General features: G+C 33.2%; 16 protein-coding genes. 10 read left to right on the top strand and 6 right to left on the bottom strand.

Annotated elements, in window-relative coordinates; all coding sequences use genetic code 11:
* The first annotated feature begins 125 nt into the window (after nt 1-125).
* The 5 genes from AC3Y25_RS16100 to AC3Y25_RS16120 all read left to right on the top strand — a co-directional run bounded on the left by AC3Y25_RS16100 (nt 126) and on the right by AC3Y25_RS16120 (nt 3193).
* A complete protein-coding gene (locus AC3Y25_RS16100) occupies nt 126-542 on the top strand; it encodes a DUF805 domain-containing protein (RefSeq protein ID WP_489903430.1) in 417 nt (138 codons plus the stop codon).
* 15 nt (nt 543-557) lie between these two features.
* The gene (locus AC3Y25_RS16105; RefSeq protein WP_095930301.1) at nt 558-836 is read left to right on the top strand and encodes a TM2 domain-containing protein; all 279 of its coding nucleotides are present in this window, start codon (nt 558-560) and stop codon (nt 834-836) included.
* Between the two features lie 202 nt (nt 837-1038).
* Nucleotides 1039-1407 (top strand): DUF805 domain-containing protein, encoded by a 369-nt coding sequence (locus tag AC3Y25_RS16110; RefSeq protein WP_489903431.1) that lies wholly within the window; start codon nt 1039-1041, stop codon nt 1405-1407.
* A gap of 175 nt (nt 1408-1582) precedes the next feature.
* Nucleotides 1583-2680 carry a suppressor of fused domain protein gene (locus AC3Y25_RS16115; protein ID WP_489903432.1) on the top strand — a complete coding sequence of 366 codons (1098 nt, stop codon included), beginning with the start codon at nt 1583-1585 and terminating at the stop codon, nt 2678-2680.
* Between the two features lie 126 nt (nt 2681-2806).
* Nucleotides 2807-3193, top strand: coding sequence for a hypothetical protein (locus AC3Y25_RS16120; RefSeq protein ID WP_489903433.1), 387 nt, complete (start codon nt 2807-2809; stop codon nt 3191-3193).
* Nucleotides 3194-3256: 63 nt separating this feature from the next.
* Here AC3Y25_RS16120 and AC3Y25_RS16125 read toward each other — a convergent pair whose 3' ends face one another.
* Nucleotides 3257-5059 (bottom strand): GNAT family N-acyltransferase, encoded by a 1803-nt coding sequence (locus AC3Y25_RS16125; RefSeq protein ID WP_427875558.1) that lies wholly within the window; start codon nt 5057-5059, stop codon nt 3257-3259.
* 118 nt (nt 5060-5177) lie between these two features.
* Between AC3Y25_RS16125 and AC3Y25_RS16130 the strand changes: the two genes are divergently transcribed.
* From AC3Y25_RS16130 to AC3Y25_RS16140, 3 genes are all read left to right on the top strand, one after another.
* A complete protein-coding gene (locus AC3Y25_RS16130) occupies nt 5178-5939 on the top strand; it encodes an exodeoxyribonuclease III (protein WP_250834796.1) in 762 nt (253 codons plus the stop codon).
* Nucleotides 5940-6050: 111 nt separating this feature from the next.
* A complete protein-coding gene (locus AC3Y25_RS16135) occupies nt 6051-6995 on the top strand; it encodes an OmpA/MotB family protein (RefSeq protein ID WP_489903434.1) in 945 nt (314 codons plus the stop codon).
* 262 nt (nt 6996-7257) lie between these two features.
* Entirely contained in the window at nt 7258-8295 is a 1038-nt protein-coding gene (locus AC3Y25_RS16140; protein WP_489903435.1) for an aldo/keto reductase, read from the top strand.
* Between the two features lie 294 nt (nt 8296-8589).
* Here AC3Y25_RS16140 and AC3Y25_RS16145 read toward each other — a convergent pair whose 3' ends face one another.
* Nucleotides 8590-10554 (bottom strand): transglycosylase domain-containing protein, encoded by a 1965-nt coding sequence (locus AC3Y25_RS16145; protein ID WP_489903436.1) that lies wholly within the window; start codon nt 10552-10554, stop codon nt 8590-8592.
* A 254-nt stretch (nt 10555-10808) separates the two neighbouring features.
* Here AC3Y25_RS16145 and AC3Y25_RS16150 point away from each other — a divergent pair, with 254 nt between their 5' ends.
* The gene (locus tag AC3Y25_RS16150) at nt 10809-11294 is read left to right on the top strand and encodes a DUF6252 domain-containing protein (protein WP_489903437.1); all 486 of its coding nucleotides are present in this window, start codon (nt 10809-10811) and stop codon (nt 11292-11294) included.
* Between the two features lie 84 nt (nt 11295-11378).
* On the opposite strand, the gene radA is transcribed toward AC3Y25_RS16150, so the two are convergent.
* The 4 genes from radA to panC all read right to left on the bottom strand — a co-directional run bounded on the left by radA (nt 11379) and on the right by panC (nt 15310).
* Nucleotides 11379-12740 (bottom strand): DNA repair protein RadA, encoded by a 1362-nt coding sequence (gene radA / locus AC3Y25_RS16155; RefSeq protein ID WP_489903438.1) that lies wholly within the window; start codon nt 12738-12740, stop codon nt 11379-11381.
* Nucleotides 12740-13894: an alpha/beta hydrolase gene (locus tag AC3Y25_RS16160; protein ID WP_489903439.1), complete on the bottom strand. Its 1155-nt coding sequence runs from the start codon at nt 13892-13894 to the stop codon at nt 12740-12742. Before AC3Y25_RS16160 ends, radA begins: the two co-directional genes overlap by 1 nt.
* Nucleotides 13895-14096: 202 nt before the next feature.
* The gene (panD, locus tag AC3Y25_RS16165; RefSeq protein WP_008465481.1) at nt 14097-14447 is read right to left on the bottom strand and encodes an aspartate 1-decarboxylase; all 351 of its coding nucleotides are present in this window, start codon (nt 14445-14447) and stop codon (nt 14097-14099) included.
* 14 nt (nt 14448-14461) lie between these two features.
* Nucleotides 14462-15310, bottom strand: a complete 849-nt coding sequence (gene panC / locus AC3Y25_RS16170; protein WP_095930312.1) for a pantoate--beta-alanine ligase — start codon at nt 15308-15310, stop codon at nt 14462-14464.
* A gap of 106 nt (nt 15311-15416) precedes the next feature.
* On the opposite strand from panC, the gene AC3Y25_RS16175 reads away from it, so the two are divergent.
* Nucleotides 15417-16223, top strand: coding sequence for a glycogen/starch synthase (locus AC3Y25_RS16175; protein ID WP_095930313.1), 807 nt, complete (start codon nt 15417-15419; stop codon nt 16221-16223).
* The last annotated feature ends 18 nt before the right edge of the window (nt 16224-16241 follow it).

The following is a 16241-nucleotide window of genomic DNA, read 5'->3' on the forward strand; positions in this document are numbered from 1 at the left end:
TTATTTGTTAATTTTTAATAATATTGTTTCCGAATTTAAAAGAATGAGTCTAAATAGATTCTTTTTTTAAGTTCGGAGAAAACCGAAAATCCCAAGAGTAGGTTCAAAAACAAATTATCCTAAGTATGATTGAATGGTATAAAATTGCCATGTTCCAGAACTATTCGAATTTTAGCGGAAGAGCTAGAAGAAGTGAATACTGGTATTTTCGTCTCACAACAGCACTTTTATTTTTTGTGTTTATTTTTTTAGGAGGGATACTAACTGCAGTTTTAGGTACAATAGCAGGTTTTTCAATTGCAGTAGGATTGTTTTGCCTTTATGCGATAGCTTCTATCATTCCATCTTTAGCTGTTACAGTTAGAAGAATGCATGATATTGGCAAAAGTGGCTGGACAGTTTTGGTATCTTTAATTCCCTTAGCAGGGCCTATCTGGATATTAGTTTTGTTAATAACAGAAGGGGAGCATGGCGAAAACTATTATGGTCCAGATCCTAAAAGCACCATTGAAGAAATTGATGAAATCGGAATTAATAATTAACTAAATAATATAAAAATGGAAACTACAAAACCAGAAAGCTGGAATACACCATCTCAACCTAGACAAGAGAATAAAAAAGTATTAGCAGGAATTATGGGAATTATTTTTGGATACTTAGGTATTCATAAATTTATCTTAGGATACACTCAAGAAGGAATCATCCAAATTGTAATTACAATCGTAACTTGCGGAGTTGGTAGTATAATTGGATTTATTGAAGGAATCATCTACTTGACAAAATCAGATGAAGATTTTTACCAAACATACCAAGTTGGTAAAAAAGGCTGGTTTTAAGAGAAAAACACATATAATATTAGGAATCCCATTCAGAAATGAATGGGATTTTTTCATGTCTAAGAAATGTCTTTTCGTGATATTTTAAAAACTTTTAATGGCTTTAGAAGATTTTTAAAGTGACTAATCTTGCACTCTGATAGAAGAGAGTAATGGAGTAACTGAAAATCCATAAAGAGTAGGGAATCTAAATGAATTTATTATGATTGAAATGTTTAAAAAAGTAGTTTTTGAAAATTATGCGAATTTTGATGGAAGAGCAAGAAGAAAGGAATATTGGATGTTTATTTTAGCGTATTATTTAATAATATTTGCATTGGTTTTTATTGGATCTTTATTGCCAGAAATGATTGGGGGATTATTACTCGTTGTTTTTTTAATTGCAATTTTAATTCCTACCATTGCGGTAACAATTAGAAGAATGCATGATGTTGGTAAAAGCGGCTGGTATAGCCTTATTCCATATTATAATCTATACCTGTGCTGTATCGATGGTGAAAAAGGACCTAATCAATATGGTGCAGATCCTAAGAATCAGTTAGAGGAAATCAATGAAATTGGGAAAGAATAGCTTTTCCGGTTTAAATTGTAATTAAAAGTAAATCCCATTTCATTTATTAAATGAAAATGGGATTTTTTTTGAATTTTCTCCCGAAGAATGATTTTAACGTAAGACATTAGAATAAAAATTTTCTTTTACTAAATAAAAAACGTTACTTCATTGTAATTAAATTTTAATGTAAAATATGGTATTATTTAGTAGAAACAATAAGATTGAAAAGCCTGAAGTTCTTCTTGAACTTCGAAGTCCAAATTGTCCAATAACAGCGGTTGTAGAACAAGACAATAGAACAGCTTATTTTTATTTGTTTGGTGATAACGAAGATTTTGGTATGAAAAGCTGCTGGATTCGAAATTTAACTGAAGCACCAGAAAAAATAGAAACAAAACTGATGGAAAAAGGTGTTCCTCCTATGTTAACCAAAGAGTTTTGCAAATTCCCGAAAGGTCAAGAGGCACTTAGTTCTGATAATTTGGAAATTGTTTGGTTGGAAGAAGGGGATGGGGCAGCATTATTGGAAAATGGAGAGATTTTATGCGTAATTCCTAGTTGGGGTGGCGATGGAGGATTTTATGGATATGCACGTGATTGCAACGGTACAGGGGATTTTGCATGGGAGTTTTCAGAAGATAATGAAATGCGCAAACGTATCGAGAATGCCATTGAATTTTTTGAATCATGGGATAAACAGCCTAATCCTTTTCAATTGGTACAGCCAGAAATCTTAAATTACTACGATGAAATATTCGGTAAAAGTGAAAAATATTTCGCAATTGATGGACCAGAAGGACCTCCAAAAGGTTTGTATGTGTTTGAAGGAAAAGAAAAGACTGTTTTTGCAACTGTAGCAGTATCATTACGTCCACAGCCAAAAGTAGAAATGTATTGTGAAAATCCTAATGAAGTGAATAGGATTGAACTTGGAGTTATTTTAAAGTCAGGAATGACAAATGAGCAAGTAAATGACATTGCGGGTCTAGTAAGTGGAATTACAATGATTCCATGGGACTATATTACATTTTTAGCTGAAGGACATACGGTAGAATTTCAAACAAGTATTAGCGAAAAATTTAAGTATGCGGTACTTACTAATAAATTAAAAGTTTTGCCTCAAATGAACTTAACTAGTTATGCCAAATCAAATATATCTTTTTTATGGATTGTGCCAGTTTCGGAAAGAGAACTGGAGGTAATGAAAGAATCTGGCTCACCAGCTGTACTAAGTAAACTTGACAGTATAGGAGAGGAAATATTCAATTTAGAGCGAAATGAAGTGGTTTAAGGAATATTGATGTAAAACACACGCGGATTTGCAATCCGTTCCCGTTCCAATTTATTGTGACACTCTTTGCGGGCACGGATTGCAAATCCGCGCTGTCGAACTCAAAATAAAGTAATACAATTAGATATGATAACAATAGAGGATTTTGATAGACTTTATGATAATTTTTTTGGGTTTAATTATGCATTAAAAGATGTTACATATAGATCTGGTGTTTTTTTTAAAGAAAAATGTAGTAATGAATATTTTACCCAAGTATTTTTCTCCATCCAAGAAAATTTATCATGGCTTGAACAAAACGTAGATAATATCAAGCTAGGTATCCAAGATAAGTTGCCTATTGATGCTGATATTATTGTCTTTAAAAATCTTTACATAATCTCATTTTCCCTGTTTTTTGAGGAGAAATGTGATATTCCTAATATTCAAATAGCTTACGGTAATGAAGTTGGTGAAACTTATATAATTGCAGTTATAAGAGAAAAACAAATAATTTTAGTTGAGTTAAATTAAAAAAAATCCCATTTACTTATTTTAAGCAAATGGGATTTTCTATTTTATATCAAAAGAGAAAACTTAATCTTCCTTCTCAGATAATTTACGTTCCAATTCAATCTGAAACTCTTCAATAACAGGTTTCATTGTGCTTTCTGGAATATCTGCAATTCTAATGTACATTAAACCATCAATTGCATTGTTGAATAATGGGTCAACGTTAAAAGCTACAACTCTTGCATTTTGTTTGATGTATTTTTTGATTAAAACGGGCAAACGTAAGTTCCCTGGTTCCAATTCGTCAATGATTTTATCAAACTTATTCAAGTCAGATTCTGCTTCGTCGAAAATGAAATCTTTATCGGCGTCTTTTAGTTTTACTTTGTACGCTTTTTTCGGGTGAATGTATTGTGCGATATACGGATCGTAATAGTTCGATTTCATGAACTCAATCATCAATGATTTAGAGAAATCTGAAAACTGATTACTGATACTTACACCTCCAACTAAATATTTGTGTTCTGGATGGCGCAAAGTGGTGTGAATAATACCTTTCCACAATAAGAACAAAGGCATTGGTTTTTGCTGATAATCTTTTACAATAAATGCACGACCCATTTCGATCGATTTGTGCATCATATCATGAAGTTCTGGTTCAAACCTGAAAAGATCCGTTAAGTAGAAACCTTCAATTCCGTATTTAGGATAGATTTCAGAACCTAATCCCATACGGTAAGCACCAGCGATTTTTTTGGTTTCATCATCCCATAAAAACATATGGTGATAATATTGGTCATATTCATCTAAGTCAATAGATTCATTTGTTCCTTCTCCTACTTCACGAAAAGTAATTTCACGAAGACGCCCTATTTCATGTAAAATGTTCGGAATCTCTTTTGCACTTGCAAAGAAAACCTCATAGTTTTTGCTTTGTAAAAATCTGCTGTCATTATCACGCAATGCCTGAACTTCATCAATCAATTTTGATTCGCTTGCAGCTGTTACAATTTTTTTAGGTGCTTTTGGTATTTTAAGACTTGCTGTATCAATCAGTTTGGTGTCTTTTTCAAACGGATTGGCTAGCATATAGGTTTTCTTTCTCAAGAATTCTGAGTATTCTTCAAAAGATTCAATTTCGTTTTGTTCAGATACAGAAATTGGTTTTCCAATACGAACTTTAATTACACGATCTTTTTGCGTAAGCAATTCTGAAGGTAATTTTGCAGTACGTAAAGTATCGTCAATTTTAGAAAGCCAGTAGAATAATTTACTGTTTTTGGCATGAAAATAAATCGGAACTACAGGAACTTTTGCTTTTCTGATTAATTTCAGCGCGCCTTCTTCCCAAGGTTTATCCACTACTAATTTGCCATCTTTATAAGTTGAAACTTCACCGGCAGGAAAAATACCCAGTGGTTTTCCGTCGCTTAAATGACGTAACGTTTCTTTAATTCCAATTACGCTCGATTTTGCATCCTTATGGTTTTCAAAAGGATTAACCGGCATAATGTATTTTTTCATCGGAACAATTCTGTGTAATAAGAAATTGGCAATGATTTTGAAATTTGGCTCTCTTTCAAGCATTAATTTCAAAAGCAAAATTCCGTCAATTCCGCCAAGCGGATGATTTGAAATGGTAATATACGCACCATCTTTTGGTAGACGTTTTAAATCTTCTTCTGGGATTTCGAACTTAATTTCCATTTCGTCCAAAATTCCATTCAAAAATGCAAGGTCTTCCAAATGTTTATTACGATCGTAAATTTTATTAAGGGTCGAGATCTTAAGAACCTTCATAAGAATCCAGCCAGAAAAGGTACCGAAAACTCCGTACTTTTCAACATTTATTGCCTTTGCAACTTCTTTCGCGGTAACTAACCCCATGTACTACTTTTAATTTATTAGAACAGCGAACAAAGATAACAAAAAAGTCTACTTTTCGTTGTTTCCAAGACAAACTTTGCACTTTTTTATTACATTTGAAATCCTAAAAAAATCACTGATGAAAATTATTTCTTATAATGTAAACGGAATTAGAGCAGCAATAAACAAAGGGTTTATTGAGTGGTTGCAACAAGCAAATCCTGATGTAATATGCCTTCAGGAAATAAAAGCAACACAAGATCAAATTCCGGTAGATGATATAACAGCAGCAGGTTATCCGTTTCAATACTACTATCCTGCAACCAAAAAAGGGTATAGCGGAGTAGCTATTCTTTCTAAAACTAAACCAAACAATATTGTTTACGGTACGGGAATTCATCATATGGATTTTGAGGGTAGAAATCTTCGTGCAGATTTTGATGATGTTTCTGTAATGAGCTTGTATCTTCCATCTGGAACAAACATTGAAAGGCTGGATCATAAGTTTATGTTTATGGATGATTTTCAGAATTATGTCAATGAATTAAAACTTACGATTCCGAATCTGATCATCTGCGGAGATTATAATATCTGTCACGAAGCAATTGACATTCACGATCCAGTTCGTAACAAAACAGTTTCTGGATTTCTTCCGGCAGAGCGCGCTTGGTTGGATACTTTTATGAAATCTGGATTTATAGATAGTTTCCGTCATTTCAATAAAGAACCGCATCATTATTCTTGGTGGAGTTACCGTGCAGGAGCAAGAGGAAACAATAAGGGTTGGCGTATCGATTATAATTTGGTAAGTAACGCATTAGAAGACAGATTAAAAAGAGCGGTTATACTTCCAGATGCTATGCATTCAGATCATTGTCCGATTTTAGTTGAGATTGATTAATTTTTGGTATTGTTCTTGCTGAAAAAGATTTAAATTTTAAAATTGATATTGCAATTGGCATTGAATTTTGAAATTAAATTAGTAAATGCCTAAAATAAAAACTGATTAAAGATGATTAAAAAAGCCTCCATCGGATTACTAGCATTAGCTTTGTCCACAACGTCGTGTGTTTCTAAGAAAATTTACAATGATCTAGAAACAAAATATTCAGATTTGAAAAAAGAAAATCGTTCTATTGCTGATGAAAATGAAAATTTGAAGAAAGCAAAGAATCAATTGGAAACCGATCGTGATAAACTTGTTAAAGATTTAGCAACTGCTAATGATGATTTGGCAAAACAAAAAGCAGATTTAGCGGCGGCTCAAAATAAATACAAAGTTTTACAAGACTCATATAATGCATTGGAGAAAAACAGCAACGATGCACTAGAGAAAAACATGGCTAAAAACCGCGAATTGTTGGCGCAATTGGAAGCAAAAGGTAAAGCTCTTGCAGAGGAACAAGCTCGTCTGGACAAAACAGCTAATCGTCTAAAAGAATTGGAAGATATGATTGCGGCGAAAGAAGAAGCAATGCGTAAGTTAAAAGAAACTTTGTCTAAAGCCTTGACTGGTTTTGAAGGTAAAGGTTTGACAGTAGAACATAAAAACGGAAAAGTTTATGTTTCTATGGAAAACAAATTGCTTTTCAATTCAGGAAGTTGGGCTGTTGGAACAGAAGGTAGAAAAGCGGTTGTTGAACTTGGAAAAGTTTTAGGTGATAATCCAGATCTTTCTGTTTTAATTGAAGGACATACAGACGACGATCCGTACGCTGGTTCGGGGGCAATCGCAAACAATTGGGATTTATCTACTAAAAGAGCAACAGCAATCGTAGCGATTTTAACCGAAAATCCAAAAATCAATAAACAAAAACTAACAGCAGCAGGAAGAAGCGAGTTTTCCCCTTTGGCAAGCAACGCAACTCCAGAAGGAAAAGCGAAAAACCGTAGAATCGAAATTATCTTAACTCCAAGATTAGATGAGATTGCGGAGATGCTTAATAGTATAAATTAAGAGGCTAAGGTTCTGAGATACTAAGTTTCTAAGATTTTAAAAAGGGTTGAAGTTTTACTTCAACCTTTTTTTATTAATTGAAATCTAAACTTAGTATCTTATTTCCTTAGAACCTTAGGCTCTCAAAATAAATCTTGTACTTTTTTTAACCTTTCTCGTTTTTAGATTTGAAAAATCGGTTCGTATCTTTGAAGACTTATTATTAAAAAAGGGAAAAAACTTAGAACCTTAGAATCTTAGCAACTCAGTATCTTTAAGAAAAATGAAATACACTACATTACCCAACACCGATATAAAAGTTAGTAAAATATGCCTTGGAACAATGACTTTCGGGCAGCAGAATACAGAAGCAGAAGGGCACGAACAAATGGATTATGCTCTTGAAAGAGGAGTTAATTTCTTTGATACTGCCGAAATGTACTCGGTTCCTGCGAGTGAAGCGACTTACGGAAGTACAGAAAAAATTATTGGAACTTGGTTTAAAAAATCAGGAAATAGAGACAAAGTGGTTTTAGCATCTAAAATTGCAGGTCCGAATCCGAATTTTGGATATATGCGTGAGAAATTGGATTTTTCTCCTGCAAGTATTAAGTATGCAGTTGAAAACAGTTTGAAAAGACTCCAAACTGATTATATCGATTTGTACCAAATGCACTGGCCAGAAAGAAAAACGAATAATTTCGGACAGCGCGCTTTTCACGGACATGATGATGTTTGGGAAGATAACTTTAGAGAAATCCTTGAAACTTTTGATGGATTAATCAAAGAAGGTAAGATCAAACACATTGGGGTTTCTAATGAAAATGCCTGGGGAATGATGCGTCTTTTGGAAGAAAGCAAATACAACAATCTGCCAAGAATCAAAACAGTTCAAAATCCGTATTCTTTATTGAACCGTTTGTTTGAAGTGAATTCTGCAGAAGTTTCAAAATATGAAAATGTTGGTTTATTAGGATATTCGCCTTTAGCATTTGGAGTTTTGACTGGAAAATTTTTAACTGGAGAAAGTCATCCAAAAGCGAGAATTAATCTTTTTCCGCAGTACAAACGTTACAATAGTGAGCAATGTACTGAAGCGACTAAATTGTATCTGGAAATCGCTAAAAAACATGGTTTAACGTTAACACAATTGGCAATGGGATTTGTTTTGCAACAGCCGTTTTTGACAAGCGCTATTATCGGAGCGACAACTACGGAACAATTAAAAGAAAACATTGCTACTATTGATGTGGTTCTTTCTAAACAAATCTTAGCAGAAATTGATGCAGTTCAGGCTATAATTCCAGATCCTGCGCCTTAAGTTTTTTTGCCACGAAGGCACTAAGACACGAAGGTTTTTTAATCTCGCAAAGACGCGGAGTCGCAAAGTTTTTCAATAGCCCCTAGCTTAAGCTAGGGGAATAGGATCGAAATGGAAAAGGGCTTTAGCCAAACTAATAAAGTTTGGCTAAAGCCCTTTTTTTGCGTTTATATTTTCATCCAGCTAAAGCTGGATGCTATTGAATTTAATAGATTAAACTTTGCGACTCTGCGTCTTTGCGAGATTAAAAACAAAAAAACCTAGTGTCTTACCGCCTTCGTGGCAGAAAAAAAACTATAAATCAAATTCATCATCGACAGCCAAAGAATCAGTTTTAATAGCTGTCGAGTCAGGGACTTTAATTTTGATTAAAGAACGCGCATTTCCAGAAATGTAAACCGGCAATAATCCGATTGTATCTTCAGGAACTAAAAGCCCTCTCCTAAACATTAAATTCTTCAAGAATTTCTGGTTTTTAATGGCGTAGTCTTTCAAATTACCTTCATCATTAAACTGATACATGAATTTTCTTGGTTTCGGAATAATCGTTGCCAAGTACAAACATTCATCAACATTTAGAGCCGAAGGGCTTTTCTGGAAGTAAAAATGACTCGCTTCGCCAATTCCGTATATATTTGGTCCCCATTCAATGATGTTGAAATACACCTCAAGCATTCTTTCTTTGCTTACAATTCGGTTGTTTTCTAAAATGTAAACTAGTAGAATTTCTTCAAGCTTTCGCGAAAGCGTTTTTTCTCTAGTTAAAAAAACATTTTTAATCAACTGCATGCTAATTGTACTGGCACCGCGAGAGAATTTTTTAGTTCTGATATTCTTTAGAATCGACTGTTTGAAAGCTTCATTGATGAATCCGCGATGCGAGAAGAAAGAAGGATCTTCGGTCGTTAAAACACATTTTCTCAAATAAGGAGAAATTTGATCTAAAGGCGTATAATTCGGATTTGCGTTTCCAACCAAAACAGGTCTTTGTAATACATTTTGAATAATCGCACGATATACAAATTCGCCGTTTAGTTTATTTAAATCGGCTTCTCCGTATTTGGTAATTCGTAAATCTTCTTTGTTCAGCTTACTGTCAAAAACAAGTGTATTCGGTTTGTTTTTATTGAATTTGAAATCCAGTTTATAATCAAAATTCCCAGTTGCCTGCATTCCTTGAAAATGTGTAAATAATCCATCAGGAAGCGAAACGATAAAATCCTGCGCTTTCATTTTCGGAATATCAACTTTCAAAGTATAAACTGTATCTTTTTCAGTGTCGTAAGAAATATAAGGGCGAACTTTGATTTTATTCAACTGCATAGTCGAAGAACTGTCAATAGAAATAAAACTATCTCCCAATAAAAATCGGTAATCAAAACGAGCATTTTTTATTACGACATCTTTGCTGGCAATTTTTGGGTGATTGATTTTAAGATTGGCAATCGAAGTGTAACCGTCGATATGCAATTCGCTTCCGCTTTTATCAATGTTTTGAACATTCAATCGAATGGAATCAAAACTTGCTTTTAAGTTATAACGTTCATCTAAATACGGAACGCGAATCGCGCCAGTATCTAAATTGAAAAAACGAATATCTGCTTTTTTATTTCTAGGATCAGCAAATCCTTTAATGTTCCAGCGTTGATCAAAATCTTTGGCTTGGACATGAAGATTGGTCTCGAGCTGTTTGTTGCTTAAAACTAATTTATCTACCGCGATATTGGTCTGTTTTCCGTTGTCGTCGATTTTGAATTTGAAGTTTTTCAAATCCATATCGGTTGGAACCAAATTCAGGACCTTTGAAATGATTCTGTATGCAAAAGCAGCATACTTACGTTTTTCGTTCGATTCTGTTTCTTCTTTGTCTCTTTTTAAAAAGGCATCAAAATTTCGTTTTTTGCCTTTTTTGACTAATTGAATATAGCCGCTATCAACTTTTAAAGTTCCAAGCTGAACGTCTCCAATAAGTAAATTACTTAAACTGATGCTAGTTTCTACATTCTTTATTTTGACAAGCGTGTCAGCATTTATTGGAGCTAAAACAACATCTGTCAATTTTATAGTCGATAAACCATCAAATGAAGCCGATTCTACTGAAAAATTACTGTTATACCGAACAGCCATTTTATGGGTAACTTTTGCAATGGCTTGTTTTAAAAGGGAATCACGAAAGTAGTAAAGTCCGATGCAAAGCACTACGATTACTATTCCTAGTATTTTTAATGCTTTGTATATTTTTTGTTTTGGGAAATTCATAAAATTAGTTTGCGTCGAAATTATTCAGTTTTCAAATCTAGGATAAATTTAAATTTAAAATTATAAGCATGTACAATTTTTCTTTTAATTTTTGAGTGACGCATGTAAAGGGCTTGTGTAAAATTAAGTAAATGTATTTTTTGTAGAGTGATTTAAGTTTTTCAATGCAGTTTTTTTTTAATTTATGGAAAACCGTAATGGTTTATAGTATTTATCTTATATATTTATCGAGTTAAATATTAAAAAATAATAAAATGAAAATTTTAAAGAAAATTATGTTTTTGTCTTTTGCAATTGGTGCATTAGTGTTGTCTTCATGCAGTAGTGATAATTCGTCTGATGATACAGATACTCCGAGCAGTCAGGAAGGATTTATGAAATTTAAGTATAATGAAAAAGAATATACGTTTTCTGAACCGGCTTTAATTACTTCAGGAAGTGTAAATATAATGGGAAGCTCGGGAAGTGATGACAATTATAAAAAAATCTCTTTATGGGCTCCTTTAAATATTACGACAGGAAATCATCCAATAGTTTATGATTTGTCAAATCTTACAACAACTTATCAGGCTACTTTTAGTTTTATGCCAGAAATAAACAATACCGAGGCTACATCTGGAACTATAAATATCACTGCCAATGATGATAAAAAAATTGAAGGGACTTTTAATTTTTCAGGAACTTCAAAAGGAAAAACATTTACAGTTACTGAAGGAAGTTTTAGAATTATAAAATGGTAAGAATTTAAAAATGCTATAAATAAATCCTGCAAATGAGGTATATTATACTCACGAGCAGGATTTTTTATATTGATACCCTAAAAATTATCCAAAAAGAATGCTAGCAACATCTTCAATTTTTGCTACAAGCTCAATCTTAATTCCGGTATTTTTTAAAGCAATTTTGTTGTATTTAGAAACAAAAATAGTATCGAAACCTAGTTTTTCAGCTTCCTGAATGCGTTGATCTACACGGTTTACAGGACGAATTTCGCCAGAAAGTCCAACTTCGCCAGCAAAACAGAATCCTTTTCCAACAGGAATATCTTCATTAGAAGATAAAATCGCAGCGACAACGGCCAAGTCAATTGCAGGATCATCAACAGAAATTCCGCCAGTTACATTCAAGAAAACGTCTTTTGCACCTAAGCGAAATCCAGCTCTTTTTTCTAAAACAGCTAAAATCATGTTTAGCCTTTTTGCGTTGTAACCTGTAGTACTTCTTTGTGGTGTTCCATAAACAGCGGTACTCACCAAAGATTGTATTTCGATCATCAACGGACGCATACCTTCTAAAGTTGTCGCAATTGCAGTTCCGGATAATTCTTCGTCTTTATGAGAAATCAGAATTTCAGAAGGATTGCTAACTTCTCGCAATCCGCTTCCCAACATTTCATAAATTCCAAGTTCTGATGTAGATCCAAAACGGTTTTTAAGCGAACGCAAAATTCGATAAATATGATTTCTATCGCCTTCAAATTGAAGAACAGTATCAACCATGTGTTCTAAGATTTTTGGTCCAGCGATGTTTCCGTCTTTGGTAATATGGCCAATTAAGATTACAGGAATATTACTTTCTTTAGCAAATTTGATTAGTTCGGCAGTAGTTTCGCGGATTTGAGAAATACTTCCTGCAGTAGATTCGATATAATCGGTATGTAAAGTTTGAATCGAGTCGATTATGACTACTTCAGGCTGAATGGTTTCAATTTGCTTAAATATATTCTGCGTTTTGGTTTCAGTAAAAATATAACAGTTGTCGCTGTTTGGCGTAATTCTTTCGGCACGCATTTTAATTTGTTTCTGGCTTTCTTCTCCAGAAACATATAATGTTTTATAAGGTAACTTTAATGATACTTGAAGTAAAAGTGTACTTTTTCCGATACCAGGCTCACCGCCCAAAAGAGTCAAAGATCCAGGGACAAGTCCGCCACCTAAAACACGATTCAATTCGCTATCAGTAGTGTCCATTCGGACTTCCTGTGTAGAATCAATTTCGTTAATTTTTAAAGGTTTTGGTGCTTTGCTTGTTGGAGTAGGTTCACTTTTCCAAGCGACCTTATCTTGTTTTTGAATGATTTCTTCGGCAATCGTATTCCATTCTTTGCACGCGTTGCATTGCCCTTGCCATTTAGCATATTGGGTTCCGCAGTTTTGGCAGAAAAAGGAAGTTTTAACTTTTGACATTATTTACTTTTTTTAGCAAGTGTATTCATTTCGTCAATTTTCTCATACATCAAGTCTTTGTTCAAATCACCAATTGGTTCCATTTGTGAAGCGTTTTGGTATTTTTTTGAAGCATGTTTAGGATCGCCCATTTTTTCGTACATCAAACCTAATTCATATTCTCCCAACATGGCTTTAGGGTAATTTACATTTCCAATTTCAGCCATTTTTCCTAATTCATCGTAGGCGTTTCTTTTTAGAATAAGGTTTTCCATTACTTTAAAATCGCTCATTCGAACTGGAATTTGAACTCCTAAAACTTCAGACATTGTAGCGTATTTTTTTTCTAAATATTCTGCATAACCTGTTTGAAGAACCGCAATTTTGTCGTTGTATTCGGCAGAATTTATAGGACGGTATACTTCAAAAATCTGATATAATGCACTTGGTATAGAATGTAATACTTCTGTATAATGTGTTGCGCCTTTAAATACATCATATTTATAATTCACTAACGGATTATTGGCGATTTTAATATTACTGTTTAATTTTTCTATTGGCTCTTTAATTTTTTTAATATCTCCTTCTCCTGCAGAAAGATAATAGAAGATAGGGCTTTTTATTTTAGCAAATTTCTCTGCAATACGCACTTCCATTTTTGGGGCTAGCTCTGGACTTAAACAGATGTAGGCATTAAAAAGCGGGATTTCTTTGTACAAATAAAAATTGGCAAAACTTGCTGTTACATCATGACCTGCAATAAGTCTGAAAGGGGAAGTGCGATATTTTTTTTCGATATAAGGAATTAATTCTGCTCCAATAAATTCAAAAAATTTTGCTCCTTTTTCAAAAGGAAGACCTTCGTTTTGATCAATAGTTGTGTCGTCATAACGTTCTTCATCTTTGTTTTGATGAATTCCGATAATGATCATTTCTGGAATATCATCCCAATAAGTTCCGTAGCTTACAGCTCCAGAAAAAGGATCAAACAAATAATCGCCATCCAATAAATAAAGAACAGGATATTTTTTGTCTTTGTTGGTTTCGTAAGAAGCAGGAAGTCCAATTGTAATTCTACGCTCTTCTCCGAGTTTTTCCGATTTAATGTTATCGAACGTTTTTTGGGCAAACGACGAAAACGAAATTAATAAAAATAGTAGGTAAACTTTTTTCATGATTTGTGGCATTTCAGTAAATTAAAAAGTATTGAAAATAGTGTAGCAATATACTATTTTATTTGCTTCTTTGTTAATGAGGTTAAAATTTGAAGCACAGTATTTTAGCGTCAAAATCATTTTGGATTAAGACAAAAGAAAGTTTTTTTGTGCAAAATTGACTTTTGACAAAGTAGGGGAATTCGGTAAGAAAAAGAAAATCCTAGGTTAAAGAATTGTCGTTTTCATTTGGGAAAATAATCCATGGTTTGAAGGTTTTTGCTTCTTCAAAATCCAAAGTAGCATAAGAAATGATAATGATGATATCATCTTTTTGCACTTTTCTAGCTGCAGGACCATTTAAAGTAATTTCTCCTGAATTTTTTTCACCTTTAATAGCGTAAGTCTCAAAACGTTCGCCATTATTAATGTTAACAATAGATACTTTTTCGCCTTCAATAATATTTGAAGCCTCTAGTAGGGTTTCATCAATAGTAATACTTCCAATGTAATTTAAATCGGCTCCAGTTACTTTAACTCGATGAATTTTTGATTTTATAACTTGAATTTGCATGCTGCAAAGTTAGATTAATTTAATGAAATGGTGTCAATCAGTCTTATAGAATTAACAAATACCGCTATAAATGCGCGATATTTTTTATCATTCTCTTTCTTATCGATAGACAAAAGTGTAGATTCGTCAGCAATAACAAAATACTCCAGTTCGAACTCTTTGTTGTCTTTGAAGGAATTTTCTACAAATTCAATTGTTTCTTGCGGAGAGTGATTTTGGAAAATCTCTTTTGCTTCGGTCAAAACTTTGTAAATAATAGAAGCATCTTTTCTTTCTTGCGGAGTTAGACGTTCGTTTCTTGAACTCATAGCAAGTTCATTTTCTTCTCTAAAAATAGGACAACCAACAATATTTACTGGTAAATCAGTTTTTTCAACTAATTTTTTTACAATTTGAAGCTGCTGAAAATCTTTTTCTCCAAAATACGCATTTGTTGGAGTGACGATTTCAAAAAGACGTTTTACAATTGTTCCAACACCATTAAAATGTCCAGGTCTGAATTTTCCTTCCATCTGGTTTTCTAATCCGTCAAAATCAAAAGTCTGCGAAACAGTATTTCCTTCGTAAATATCTTCGACTGAAGGTGCATATAAAATAATTTTATCGCTTAATGTACGCATTTTCTTAACATCTTCTTCTAGTGTCCTAGGATATTTTGCTAAATCTTCGGCGTTGTTAAATTGAGTTGGGTTGACAAAAATACTTACTACTGTATCGTTGTTTTCTTTTAACGAACGTTGCATTAAAGCCAAATGTCCTTGGTGTAAAGCGCCCATTGTGGGTACAAATCCGATAGTAGAATTTGCGGTTTTGATAGTTTTAAGATAAGCTATCAACGCTGCTTTACTGTAGAAAATATGCATTGAGGTATTATTAAAATTTATGCAAACATAATATATTAGTTATAAACTGCATAAATTTTTGTAATTTTGCGACGTTTTTATTACCAAAATTAAGTAAAATACTATTATGAAAGATAAGAGGATATTATATGTATCATCTGAAGTCGTGCCTTACTTGGCTGAAAATGAGGTTTCTTTAATGTCTTATGACGTTCCGAAAATGATTAATGACCAAGGCGGTCAGATAAGAATTTTCATGCCAAGATATGGAAATATCAATGAGAGAAGACACCAATTGCATGAAGTGATTAGACTTTCAGGGATGAATTTGGTAGTGAATGACTTAGATATGCCGTTGATTATTAAAGTAGCTTCCATTCCGAAAGAAAGAATCCAGGTTTATTTTATTGATAACGATGAATATTTCAAACGTAAAGCCACTTTTACAGATGAAGAGGGCGCTTTATATCCAGATAATGACGAAAGAGCAATTTTCTTTGCAAAAGGCGTTGTAGAGACTGTGAAAAAATTAAACTGGGTTCCAGATATCATACATGTTCACGGTTGGCTTGCGGCAATGCTACCCATTTATATGAAGCATTATTATAAACACGAAGCCCTATTTTCTGAAACGAAAATTATTACTTCTGTTTATGGGCAGTCATTTGATGAGAACCTAGATTTAGAAATGATAAATAAAGTTAAATTTGACGGTGTCCCTCATGAAGCAGTGTCAGATTTGGAAGTGCCAAATTATGAGAATGTTTTAAAAGCTAGTATTTTACATTCAGATGGTGTAATCATTGCATCAGAGAATGTTTCTCCAAGTTTAACAAAATTTATAGAATCTTCAGGAAAACCTTTTTTACCTTTCGCCACGAAAGATGCATTTGCTGACGCTTATACAAATTTCTATAGAACATTTGGACTTTAAATTTTAATTTTATTTTTT

The sequence above is a fragment of the Flavobacterium sp. LK-23 genome (assembly GCF_058135255.1).

What these genes read in the sequence shown, in the direction of transcription:
- AC3Y25_RS16100 (WP_489903430.1), top strand. Translation starts at nt 126, where the DNA reads ATGATTGAATGGTATAAAATTGCCATGTTCCAGAACTATTCGAATTTT.
- AC3Y25_RS16105 (WP_095930301.1), top strand. Translation starts at nt 558, where the DNA reads ATGGAAACTACAAAACCAGAAAGCTGGAATACACCATCTCAACCTAGA.
- AC3Y25_RS16110 (WP_489903431.1), top strand. Translation starts at nt 1,039, where the DNA reads ATGATTGAAATGTTTAAAAAAGTAGTTTTTGAAAATTATGCGAATTTT.
- AC3Y25_RS16115 (WP_489903432.1), top strand. Translation starts at nt 1,583, where the DNA reads ATGGTATTATTTAGTAGAAACAATAAGATTGAAAAGCCTGAAGTTCTT.
- AC3Y25_RS16120 (WP_489903433.1), top strand. Translation starts at nt 2,807, where the DNA reads ATGATAACAATAGAGGATTTTGATAGACTTTATGATAATTTTTTTGGG.
- AC3Y25_RS16125 (WP_427875558.1), bottom strand. Translation starts at nt 5,059, where the DNA reads ATGGGGTTAGTTACCGCGAAAGAAGTTGCAAAGGCAATAAATGTTGAA.
- AC3Y25_RS16130 (WP_250834796.1), top strand. Translation starts at nt 5,178, where the DNA reads ATGAAAATTATTTCTTATAATGTAAACGGAATTAGAGCAGCAATAAAC.
- AC3Y25_RS16135 (WP_489903434.1), top strand. Translation starts at nt 6,051, where the DNA reads ATGATTAAAAAAGCCTCCATCGGATTACTAGCATTAGCTTTGTCCACA.
- AC3Y25_RS16140 (WP_489903435.1), top strand. Translation starts at nt 7,258, where the DNA reads ATGAAATACACTACATTACCCAACACCGATATAAAAGTTAGTAAAATA.
- AC3Y25_RS16145 (WP_489903436.1), bottom strand. Translation starts at nt 10,554, where the DNA reads ATGAATTTCCCAAAACAAAAAATATACAAAGCATTAAAAATACTAGGA.
- AC3Y25_RS16150 (WP_489903437.1), top strand. Translation starts at nt 10,809, where the DNA reads ATGAAAATTTTAAAGAAAATTATGTTTTTGTCTTTTGCAATTGGTGCA.
- radA (WP_489903438.1), bottom strand. Translation starts at nt 12,740, where the DNA reads ATGTCAAAAGTTAAAACTTCCTTTTTCTGCCAAAACTGCGGAACCCAA.
- AC3Y25_RS16160 (WP_489903439.1), bottom strand. Translation starts at nt 13,894, where the DNA reads ATGAAAAAAGTTTACCTACTATTTTTATTAATTTCGTTTTCGTCGTTT.
- panD (WP_008465481.1), bottom strand. Translation starts at nt 14,447, where the DNA reads ATGCAAATTCAAGTTATAAAATCAAAAATTCATCGAGTTAAAGTAACT.
- panC (WP_095930312.1), bottom strand. Translation starts at nt 15,310, where the DNA reads ATGCATATTTTCTACAGTAAAGCAGCGTTGATAGCTTATCTTAAAACT.
- AC3Y25_RS16175 (WP_095930313.1), top strand. Translation starts at nt 15,417, where the DNA reads ATGAAAGATAAGAGGATATTATATGTATCATCTGAAGTCGTGCCTTAC.